The organism is Lysobacter sp. Root983 (genome assembly GCF_001429345.1).
Taxonomy (GTDB): Bacteria; Pseudomonadota; Gammaproteobacteria; order Xanthomonadales; family Xanthomonadaceae; genus Lysobacter.
The window spans coordinates 284,505-295,000 of sequence record NZ_LMJO01000016.1; the positions used below are offsets into that span (position 1 = coordinate 284,505).

Here is a 10,496-nt window from a genome sequence, read left to right on the forward strand (position 1 = left end):
GGCTCCCGGCTCCCTGCCTATCGTGGCCGTATGGACCGCGCCGAACTGCTCGCCCAAATGCAATCGCTCGCCGACCGCGTCGACGAGTTGGCCGAGCGCGCGCGTCGTCTGCACGACGAGAACCGCAGCCTGCGCCAGCAACAGGAACAGCTGGCCGGCGAACGCTCGGCCCTGCTGGCCAAGAACGAGCAGGCGCGCACCCGCGTCGAAGCGATGATCGCGCGGCTGAAGTCGCTCGAGCAGCACACCTGAGCACGAGCCGATGAGCGCCAGCGAACCCGTCAGCATCCGCCTGCTCGACCGCGAGTACACGGTCGGCTGCGAGCCGTCCGAACGCGACAGCCTGCTGTCGGCGGCCAAGCTGCTGGACAGCAAGATGCGCGAGATCCGCGGCGGCAACCGCATGGCCGCGCTCGACCGCGTGGCGGTATTGGCCGCGCTGAATCTCGCCCACGAACTACAACAGTTGCGCGGCGAGAACGAAAGCCGCGATCGCGAACTCGCGCGCACCCTGGGCGACCTGCATCGCAAGCTCGACGGCCTGTTCGAGACCGCGCCGCGCTGAGCCCGCGCATGGTCGAATCCGCGCAGCGCGCGCCCAACGCGCGCTGGCGGCGCCCGTGAACGCAAGCCGATCGGCCGTTTGCGCCGACGCGATCACATGTTCGATGAATCGCAACGCAGCATCGCCGACGAGCGGGCATGCGCACCCGCACTCCCGCGCTATACTTCGCCAACGTCCTCTGCTGTGCGCGACGGCGTGCACAAACATTCGCCTTGTCCCTTAATTACGACCACGGGGGCGCAGCGGAAGCCCGGAGTGCAAGTCCGCCTCGTAGCGGGAAGCCCGAAGGCAGCCAAGCGTCCCCACTTGAACCCCGGGTTCAAGGTCGTTTGGCATGCATCGCCATTGGCGGAGGACTACTTATTCCGGACGGGCGCCTCGCGGCGCCCGTTCCTTGTTGGCGCGCCGCCGCGAGCGGTCGCGTGCCGCCCCCAGATGGAAGCCCCGCCGCATGACGGCTGACCGTGCGGCATTGCGCCGCGACCTGCGCGAGCGCCGCCGCGCCTTGAGCGCGGCCGACCGCATCGCCGGCGCCGAGCGCCTGGCCGCGCGGTTGCTGGGCCTGCCGTTCGCGCCCCAGGCCGGCTACGTGGCCGGTTACTGGGCGCTGGACGGGGAAATCGGCCTGCACGTCTGGCAACTGCGCCTGCCGCCGGAGTGCATCTATTGCCTGCCCGTGCTCGGCGACGATGGCGCCCTGCGCTTCGCGCCCTGGCGCGCGGGCGACCCGCTGGTCAGCAACCGCTACGGCATCCCCGAGCCCGACGTGGCCGCGAGCTCGCTGCTGGCGCCGCAAGACCTGAGCCTGGCGGTGGCCCCTCTGGTCGGTTTCGACCCGCGCGGCCACCGGCTGGGCATGGGCGGCGGCTGGTACGATCGCAGCTTCGCGTTCCGCCAGCGCGAACCCGCGCCGCCCTGGCTGGTCGGCGCCGCGTTCGAGGTCCAGCGCGTCGACGCGCTGGACCGCGCCGACTGGGACGTGGCCCTCGACGCCGTGTGCAGCGACGCCGCCGTCTACGACTGCCGACATTCCCTGATCGCGTGAACGCCCCCATGACCGCACGCCGCCGCTACTGGCTGATGAAGTCCGAACCCGACACCTTTTCCATCGACGACCTCGAGCGCGTGCGCACCGAACCCTGGAACGGCGTGCGCAACTACCAGGCGCGCAACTACATGCGCGACGGCATGAAGGTCGGCGACGGCGTGCTGTTCTACCATTCCAACACCGCCGTGCCCGGCATCGCCGGCCTGGCCAGCATCGCCAGCGCCGCCTACCCGGACCCGACCCAGTTCGACGCCAAGTCCGATTACCACGACCCCAAGAGCACGCGCGAAGACCCGCGCTGGCTGCTGGTGGACGTGGCCTTCGACCGCAAGCTCAAGCGCGTGATCACCCTGGACGAGATCAAGGCGCGCGCCGACGAACTCGGCGAGGACTTCGCCCTGACCCGACGCGGCAACCGCCTGTCGGTACTGCCGGTGACGGCGGCGCAGTGGAAGCTGCTGTTGGCGATGGAGTGAGTGGAGCCGGGATTCGTGATTGGGGATTCGGGATTCGCAAAAGCGCCTCGAGACTCAAACGAATCTGCGAAATCCGCGCCGCCGCCCGCTCTAACCAATCCCGAATCCCCAATCACGAATCCCTACTCATGACTGAAGCCAAGCGCCTGGCCGGCGAAAAAGCCATCGACTACATCGAGGACGGCATGATCGTCGGCGTCGGCACCGGTTCCACGGTCGCCTACTTCATCGATGCGCTGGGCCGGATCAAGGAGCGCATCAAGGGCGCCGTGTCCAGCTCCGAGCAGAGCACCGCGCGCCTGAAGGCGCTGGGCATCGAAGTGCTGGACCTCAACGCCACCGGCCCGCTCTCGCTGTACGTCGACGGCGCCGATGAGTGCGATCCGCACAAGCGCCTGATCAAGGGCGGCGGTGCCGCGCTCACGCGCGAGAAGATCATCGCCGAGGCCAGCGCCAAGTTCGTCTGCATCGTCGATCCTGCCAAGCGCGTCGACGTGCTGGGCAAGTTCCCGCTGCCGGTGGAAGTGGTGCCGATGGCGCGCAGCCTGGTCGCGCGCGAGATCCTGGGCATGACCCGCGCCCAGCCGGTCTGGCGCGAGAACGTGGTCACCGACAACGGCAATTGGATCCTCGACATCCACGGCCTGGCCATCACCGACCCGGTGGCCCTGGAAACCGCGATCAACCAGATCCCGGGCGTGGTCAGCGTCGGCCTGTTCGCGCGCCGCCCGGCCGATGTCGTGATCGTCGGCGGCGAACCGCCGATCGTGCTGTAAGCGATTGATCCTGAAATAAATCTCAGCATCCGAGACGATCCGCCGGCATGCTCGGCGGATCGCCGGCCGGCGGCCCTCGCAGGGCCCGTCGCGCGGCGCGATACTTCGCTACCCCTGCGTGGCCCGCCGCCGTGACCCTGCGCTGCCTGTTCGTCGACTTCAACTCCTACTTCGCCTCGGTCGAGCAGTACGACCGGGCGGATCTGCGGGGGCGTCCGGTCGGCGTGGTGCCGGTGATGGCGGCGACCACCTGCTGCATCGCCGCCAGCCGCGAAGCCAAGCGGCACGGGGTCAAGACCGGCACGCCGGTGCGCGAAGCGCTGGAACGCTGCCCCGATATCGCCATCGTGCAGGCGCGACCGGCGCGCTATGTCGAACTGCACCATCAACTGATCGCGGCGATCGAGGACTGTATCCCGATCGACGGCAAACCGCTGTCGATCGACGAGGTCGCGTGCCGCCTGATGGGGCGCGAGCGCCAGCGCGACAACGCCATCGCGATCGCGCAGCGGATCAAGCAGACCTTGATCGATCGCGGCCTGAGCCCGGCGATTCGCTGCTCGATCGGCATCGCGCCCAACACCTTTCTGGCCAAGACCGCTTCCGACCTGGAGAAGATCGACGGCCTCACCGTGGTCGAGTTGGCCGACCTGCCGCATGCGCTGCATGGTCTGGACCTGCAGGACCTGTGCGGCGTCGGCCCCTCGATGCTGCAACGCCTGCACGACGCCGGCCTGAGCACGGTCGCGCAACTCACCGCCGCGCCGCGCGAACACCTGCGTGCGATCTGGGGCGGCATCGAGGGCGAGCGTTTCTGGGCGCAGCTGCGCGGCATCGAGCCGCCCTCGCGCCAGCGTAAGGCGGTGGGCTCGGTCGGCCACTCGCATGTGCTGGACCCGCAGATGCGCAACGCCGAAGGCATGCGCTCGGTGATGTTCAAGCTGCTGGCCAAGGCGGCGATGCGGTTGCGCCAGGAGCGCTGCCAGGCGCGCGGGCTCAGCCTGCACGTGCGCTTCATCGGCCGCGAACAGCGCTACGACCGCGGCCTGTCCTTCGCCGCCTTGGACGACACACCGACCCTGCTGCAACTGCTGGCCGAGGCGATCGAACCGCTGATGCGCGCCGCCGCCAGCGGGCGCTGGAATCTGCAACGTCACCCGCCGCTGTCGGTGGCGGTGTCCCTGATCGACCTGCAGCCCTGCGCCGCCGAGACCGGCGCCCTGTTCGCCGACCGCCATCGCAACCAGGCCCTGACCCGCGTGCTCGATCAGGTCAACCAGCGTTACGGCAACAATCGCCTGTACTTCGGCGCGATGCACGAGGCCCTGGCCCAAGGCGCCGCACCGATGCGCATTCCGTTCGGCCACATCCCCGACGAAGCCACCGAAGCCGACCTCGGCGCCGCGCCGCTGGTCGCCGATCCGAGCATGGACGAACTCTGGCTGCAGCGCTTGCGCCAGTTCAACGTACTGGCCGAGACCGTGCACCGCCAGGCGCGTGACGGCACCGAGCCAAAACCGGCCGTCGCCGCCACGCACCAACCCTCGGGCGTCGGCGGCTGGGTACGCAAACGCCGCGGCCAACCCGGCGATGGCGAGCGCGGAAGCACGGGCTCGCTGTTCTGAAAACCCAGCCTCCTTCGCATTGGCCTCTCCCGCAAGCGGCAGCAAACACGGCAAAGCGCCCCGCTTAAAGCCCCTCTCCCGCACCRCRGGAGAGGGGTTGGGGTGAGGGCCGCCGCAAGCGCGTCACACCCACCTGGCAMCGGCCCTCATCCGCCCTGCGTGCACCCACTCCCACAATCGGCAGCAAGTACTACAAAGCGCCCTGCTTAAGCCCCTCTCCCGCACCRCGGGAGAGGGGTTGGGGTGAGGGCGGCCCCAACGCTTAAGCATCCACCCCCACAAACCCACCCGTCTGCCGCTTCCACAAACGCGCGTACAAGCCGTCGTGCGCGATCAGTTCCTCATGCGTGCCGGTCTCGATGATCCGTCCCTGGTCCATCACCACCAGCCGGTCCATGCGCGCGATCGTCGACAGGCGGTGCGCGATCGCGATCACCGTCTTGCCCTGCATCAGCGAGTCCAGGCTGTCCTGGATCGCCGCCTCGGCTTCCGAATCCAACGCCGAGGTCGCCTCGTCCAGGATCAGGATCGGTGCGTTCTTCAACAACACGCGCGCGATCGCCACACGCTGGCGCTGACCGCCGGACAGCTTGACACCGCGCTCGCCGACCAGCGCCTCGTAACCCTGGCGGCCCTCGCCGTCGACCAGACGCGGAATGAACTCGTCCGCGCGCGCCTCGCGCGCGGCCGCGCGCATCTCGTCCTCGCTCGCATCCGGTCGCCCGTACAGCAGGTTGTCGCGGATCGAGCGGTGCAGCAGCGAGGTGTCCTGAGTGACCACGCCGATCTGCGAACGCAGGCTCTCCTGGGTGACGCCGGCGATGTCCTGCCCGTCGATCAGGATGCGGCCGCCCTCGAGGTCGTACAGGCGCAGCAGGATGTTCATCAGGGTCGACTTGCCCGCACCCGAAGGTCCGACCAGACCGATCTTCTCGCCCGGCCGCACCGTCAGATCGAGGTCGGCGATCAGTCCGCTGTCGCGGCCATAGTGGAAATGCACGTTCTCGAAGCGCACTCCGCCCTCGGCCACGGTCAGGGCCTTTGCGTCCTCGCGATCGACCACCGTCAACGGCCGCGAGATCGTCTCGATGCCGTCCTGCACCGTGCCGATGTCCTCGAAGATGCCGTTCACCGTCCACATGATCCACCCGGACATGTTGTGGATGCGAATCACCAGGCCGGTGGCCAGCGCGATCGCACCGACCGTGATCGCGCCGCGGTGCCACAGCCATAGCGCCAGGCCGCAGGTGCCGACGATCAACAGGCCATTGACCACGGTGATGCTCATACCCATCAGCGTGGTCATGCGGGTCATGTCGCGCGAACGCGCGGTCTGCTCCAGCATCGCCTCGGCCACGTATTGCTCTTCGCGCCGCGAGTGCGCGAACAGCTTGAGCGTGGCGATGTTGGTGTAGCCGTCGACGATGCGCCCCATCAGCTTGGAGCGCGCGTCCGAAGCGCGCCACGAACGCAGCTTCACCCGCGGCACGAAATAGCGCAGCAGGCCGATGTAGACCACGATCCATGCCAGCAACGGCACCACCAGCCACGCATCCGCCTGCGCGAACAGGTAGATCGCCGAACCCGAGTACACGATCACGTACCACAGCGCATCGAAGGCCTGGGTGGTGGATTCGCGCAACGATGGCCCGGTCTGCATGATCCGGTTGGCGACGCGGCCGGCGAAGTCGTTCTGGAAGAAGCCCAGACTCTGCCGAAGCATGTAGCGATGGGTCTGCCAGCGCACCAGGTTGGTCATGCTGGGATGCACGGTCTGGTTGAGCAGCAGATCGTGCAAGCCCAGGAAAAACGGCCGCGCGATCAGCATCACCGCCGCCATCCATAGCAGGTCGCCGCCGTGTTGCGCGAACAGTCGGTCGGGCGAAGCGGTGTTGACCAGGTCGACCACCTTGCCCAGGTAGTCGAACATCACCACCTCGACGATCGCGACGAAGAAACCGACCACGGTCAGGACCGCGAACACCGGCCAGGCCTGGCGGATGTAATGCCAGTAGAACGCCGCGACCGTGCGCGGAGGCATGACCTCCGGCGCGGGGCGGAAAGGGTCGATCAGGGATTCGAACCAACGAAATATCATCATGGCCTTGAGCCTAGGTTGAGCGTGGAAACTCCCGCCGCGCGGCGAGCGTTCCGGGACCAGGGCCCGGGAACACGAACGCGCGTAGGCGAACAGGCGCCAGCGGCGCCGGATCAACGAATCGGGAGTGGGGCGGCGGACGAGCGCGCGCGATCAGTGGCCACAACAGGCCCTGACGACGGACGGTCTGCCTGGCGCGGCCTGAAACCAGGCCGCGTACGCGGACTTAGCGGTGTACCGCGCCGATGTTGGTGAACTTCATGCTCAAGTCTCCTCCCCATCCGGGGATCAGTAGGATCGCGAGCCCGAGCGGGCCGCGACCGGCACGCCGCGCTGAATCGCGCGACGGCAAACGAGAGTGTAGCGACAGCGCCCCGCGGATGCAGGCGCGGCGGTGAAACGCCAAGATCCGCACATACCTAACGGCGAGCATGCTGGTCCCTCGAGCGCGCCGCCCGGCTTTGGGGTAGGAGCGGCGCAAGCCGCGACCGCGCCAGTCCGAGCGACGTCGCCGGTTCGGGGCCTGCCTCTCCGAACGACATCGCCGCTTCGGGCCAGCCTCCTGTGGGAGCGGCGTAAGCCGCGATGTCAGTGGAGCAGCGCCGTCGTTCGATGTGCCTCGATCGCGGCTGACGCCGCTCCCACAGGGTGGGATGCGTGCGGCCCGTGGCTCCGCAGCCTCCCTGCTCCACGGTCGCGGCTTGCGCCGCTCCTACAGGGGGCGGTTGGGATTGCGAGGCGGGTCGACGGCAGCTGGATTAACTCCCGGTGTTCGAGCGAACGCATCGGGATTAACTCGTCGGCGCCGCGGATTCGGACCGCATTAACTCGTCATGCCGGCGCATGGGTTTTGTTTCRCGCAAAGAAGAAGGCCGGCCCCCTTGCGGGAACCGGCCTTCGGATGAAGCCCCTGGCGATGACCTACTCTTGCATGGCTTAGGCCACACCACACTACCATCGGCGCATATGCGTTTCACTTCCGAGTTCGGGATGGGATCGGGTGGTTCCACACAGCTATTATCACCAGGGAGAGGGTGGAGGGTCGCAGATCTCGGTGTACTGAGGTTGCGCGCACGCTCTCGTTKGGTTGCTTTCGACGGAATGATCCCCGTCGTCGGCGAATAAGTTGGGACGTAGCGAAGTTTACTTCATAAAGAAGYGTTGACGAAAGCCGTCAGACATATCGTGGAGACCAAAGCAACTTGAGGTTATATGGTCAAGCCACACGGATCATTAGTACAGGTTAGCTCAATGCATTGCTGCACTTACACACCCTGCCTATCAACCACCTAGTCTTGATGGTTCCTTTAGGGGACTTAAAGTCCCGGGAGATCTCATCTTGAGGCGCGCTTCCCGCTTAGATGCTTTCAGCGGTTATCGCTTCCGAACATAGCTACCCGGCAATACCACTGGCGTGATAACCGGAACACCAGAGGTTCGTCCACTCCGGTCCTCTCGTACTAGGAGCAGCCCCTCTCAAATCTCCAACGCCCACGACAGATAGGGACCGAACTGTCTCACGACGTTCTGAACCCAGCTCGCGTACCACTTTAAATGGCGAACAGCCATACCCTTGGGACCGACTACAGCCCCAGGATGTGATGAGCCGACATCGAGGTGCCAAACACCGCCGTCGATATGAACTCTTGGGCGGTATCAGCCTGTTATCCCCGGAGTACCTTTTATCCGTTGAGCGATGGCCCTTCCATACAGAACCACCGGGTCACTAAGACCTACTTTCGTACCTGCTTGATCCGTCGATCTTGCAGTCAAGCACGCTTATGCCTTTGCACACAGTGCGCGATGTCCGACCGCGCTGAGCGTACCTTCGTGCTCCTCCGTTACACTTTGGGAGGAGACCGCCCCAGTCAAACTACCCACCATACACGGTCCCCGACCCGGATTACGGGCCTAGGTTAGAACGTCAAGCACGACAGGGTGGTATTTCAAGGATGGCTCCACCACAGCTAGCGCCATGGTTTCATAGCCTCCCACCTATCCTACACAGACGAACTCAACGTTCAGTGTAAAGCTATAGTAAAGGTTCACGGGGTCTTTCCGTCTTGCCGCGGGAACGCTGCATCTTCACAGCGATTTCAATTTCACTGAGTCTCGGGTGGAGACAGCGCCGCTGTCGTTACGCCATTCGTGCAGGTCGGAACTTACCCGACAAGGAATTTCGCTACCTTAGGACCGTTATAGTTACGGCCGCCGTTTACTGGGGCTTCGATCAAGAGCTTCGCCTTGCGGCTGACCCCATCAATTAACCTTCCAGCACCGGGCAGGCGTCACACCCTATACGTCCACTTTCGTGTTTGCAGAGTGCTGTGTTTTTGATAAACAGTCGCAGCGGCCTGGTCACTGCGACCCCTCTCAGCTGTAGCTCGCATGAGCCACCAAGAGGGGTGCACCTTCTCCCGAAGTTACGGTGCCATGTTGCCTAGTTCCTTCACCCGAGTTCTCTCAAGCGCCTTAGAATTCTCATCCTGCCCACCTGTGTCGGTTTACGGTACGGTCTGCGTAAGCTGAAGCTTAGGAGCTTTTCCTGGAAGCGTGGTATCAGTCACTTCGCTCTAATGAGCTCGTCTCGCTGCTCGGTGTTAAAGGGTCCCGGATTTGCCTAAGACCCACACCTACCTGCTTTCTCCCGGACAACCAACGCCGGGTAGACCTAACCTTCTCCGTCCCTCCATCGCACTTACGCGAGGTGCTGGAATATTAACCAGCTTCCCATCGACTACGCATTTCTGCCTCGCCTTAGGGGCCGACTCACCCTGCGTCGATTAACGTTGCGCAAGGAAACCTTGGGCTTTCGGCGTGCGGGCTTTTCACCCGCATTATCGTTACTCATGTCAGCATTCGCACTTCCGATACCTCCAGCGGACTTCTCAATCCACCTTCAACGGCTTACGGAACGCTCCTCTACCGCGCATACAAAGTATGCACCCCAAGCTTCGGTTCATCGCTTAGCCCCGTTAAATCTTCCGCGCAGACCGACTCGACCAGTGAGCTATTACGCTTTCTTTAAAGGGTGGCTGCTTCTAAGCCAACCTCCTGGCTGTCTGTGCCTTTCCACATCGTTCACCACTTAGCGATGAATTTGGGACCTTAGCTGTGGGTCTGGGTTGTTTCCCTTTTCACGACGGACGTTAGCACCCGCCGTGTGTCTCCCGGATAGTACGTACTGGTATTCGGAGTTTGCCATGGTTTGGTAAGTCGCAATGACCCCCTAGCCATAACAGTGCTCTACCCCCAGTAGTATTCGTCCGAGGCGCTACCTAAATAGCTTTCGAGGAGAACCAGCTATCTCCGGGTTCGATTAGCTTTTCACTCCTAATCACACCTCATCCCCTACCTTTGCAACGGGAGTGGGTTCGGGCCTCCAGTTGATGTTACTCAACCTTCACCCTGGGCATGACTAGATCACCCGGTTTCGGGTCTACTGCCCGCGACTATGCGCCCTTATCAGACTCGGTTTCCCTTCGCCTCCCCTATACGGTTAAGCTCGCCACGAACAGTAAGTCGCTGACCCATTATACAAAAGGTACGCAGTCACCCTTGCGGGCTCCTACTGCTTGTACGCACACGGTTTCAGGGTCTATTTCACTCCCTTCACCAGGGTTCTTTTCGCCTTTCCCTCACGGTACTGGTTCACTATCGGTCGGTCAGGAGTATTTAGCCTTGGAGGATGGTCCCCCCATGTTCAGACAGGGTTTCTCGTGCCCCGCCTTACTCGATTTCATTGAATGAGGTCTTTCGCATACCGGGCTGTCACCGTCTATGGCCGAGCTTTCCAACTCGTTTTGCTAAACCTTACTCAACTTAAGGGCTGCTCCCCGTTCGCTCGTCACTACTTAGGGAATCTCGGTTGATTTCTTTTCCTCCGGTTACTTAGATATTTCAGTTCA

Annotated in this window: 7 protein-coding genes, 2 rRNA genes and 1 other RNA gene (1 of these 10 only partly in view); 7 read left to right on the forward strand and 3 right to left on the reverse strand. The window is 64.0% G+C overall.

The annotated features are described in order from the left end of the window. Positions 1 to 30 precede the first annotated feature (30 nt). The 7 genes from ASE43_RS13470 (at position 31) to ASE43_RS13495 (ending at position 4,490) form a co-directional block, all read left to right on the forward strand. Positions 31 to 252 (forward strand): TIGR02449 family protein, encoded by a 222-nt coding sequence (locus tag ASE43_RS13470; protein ID WP_055900271.1) that lies wholly within the window; start codon positions 31 to 33, stop codon positions 250 to 252. 10 nt (positions 253 to 262) lie between these two features. After that, positions 263 to 565 carry a cell division protein ZapA gene (locus ASE43_RS13475; RefSeq protein WP_056182533.1) on the forward strand — a complete coding sequence of 101 codons (303 nt, stop codon included), beginning with the start codon at positions 263 to 265 and terminating at the stop codon, positions 563 to 565. A gap of 172 nt (positions 566 to 737) precedes the next feature. Then, a non-coding RNA gene (gene ssrS / locus ASE43_RS21335) (6S RNA) lies at positions 738 to 924 on the forward strand. Between the two features lie 92 nt (positions 925 to 1,016). Next, positions 1,017 to 1,610, forward strand: coding sequence for a 5-formyltetrahydrofolate cyclo-ligase (locus tag ASE43_RS13480; RefSeq protein ID WP_057160849.1), 594 nt, complete (start codon positions 1,017 to 1,019; stop codon positions 1,608 to 1,610). Between the two features lie 8 nt (positions 1,611 to 1,618). Next, entirely contained in the window at positions 1,619 to 2,089 is a 471-nt protein-coding gene (locus ASE43_RS13485) for an EVE domain-containing protein (RefSeq protein WP_056182538.1), read from the forward strand. A 128-nt stretch (positions 2,090 to 2,217) separates the two neighbouring features. Continuing rightward, entirely contained in the window at positions 2,218 to 2,865 is a 648-nt protein-coding gene (gene rpiA / locus ASE43_RS13490) for a ribose-5-phosphate isomerase RpiA (protein ID WP_056182541.1), read from the forward strand. A gap of 131 nt (positions 2,866 to 2,996) precedes the next feature. Further along, positions 2,997 to 4,490 (forward strand): hypothetical protein, encoded by a 1,494-nt coding sequence (locus tag ASE43_RS13495; protein ID WP_057160850.1) that lies wholly within the window; start codon positions 2,997 to 2,999, stop codon positions 4,488 to 4,490. 262 nt (positions 4,491 to 4,752) lie between these two features. Here ASE43_RS13495 and ASE43_RS13500 read toward each other — a convergent pair whose 3' ends face one another. From ASE43_RS13500 to ASE43_RS13510, 3 genes are all read right to left on the reverse strand, one after another. Continuing rightward, positions 4,753 to 6,585 carry an ABC transporter ATP-binding protein gene (locus ASE43_RS13500; protein ID WP_057161131.1) on the reverse strand — a complete coding sequence of 611 codons (1,833 nt, stop codon included), beginning with the start codon at positions 6,583 to 6,585 and terminating at the stop codon, positions 4,753 to 4,755. A gap of 911 nt (positions 6,586 to 7,496) precedes the next feature. Beyond that, a 5S ribosomal RNA gene (gene rrf / locus ASE43_RS13505) occupies positions 7,497 to 7,616 on the reverse strand. A 184-nt stretch (positions 7,617 to 7,800) separates the two neighbouring features. Then, a 23S ribosomal RNA gene (locus ASE43_RS13510) occupies positions 7,801 to 10,496 on the reverse strand (it continues 182 nt past the right edge of the window).

Coding starts and splice junctions, on each gene's coding strand:
- ASE43_RS13470 (WP_055900271.1), top strand. CDS start 31: ATGGACCGCGCCGAACTGCTCGCCCAAATGCAATCGCTCGCCGACCGC.
- ASE43_RS13475 (WP_056182533.1), top strand. CDS start 263: ATGAGCGCCAGCGAACCCGTCAGCATCCGCCTGCTCGACCGCGAGTAC.
- ASE43_RS13480 (WP_057160849.1), top strand. CDS start 1,017: ATGACGGCTGACCGTGCGGCATTGCGCCGCGACCTGCGCGAGCGCCGC.
- ASE43_RS13485 (WP_056182538.1), top strand. CDS start 1,619: ATGACCGCACGCCGCCGCTACTGGCTGATGAAGTCCGAACCCGACACC.
- rpiA (WP_056182541.1), top strand. CDS start 2,218: ATGACTGAAGCCAAGCGCCTGGCCGGCGAAAAAGCCATCGACTACATC.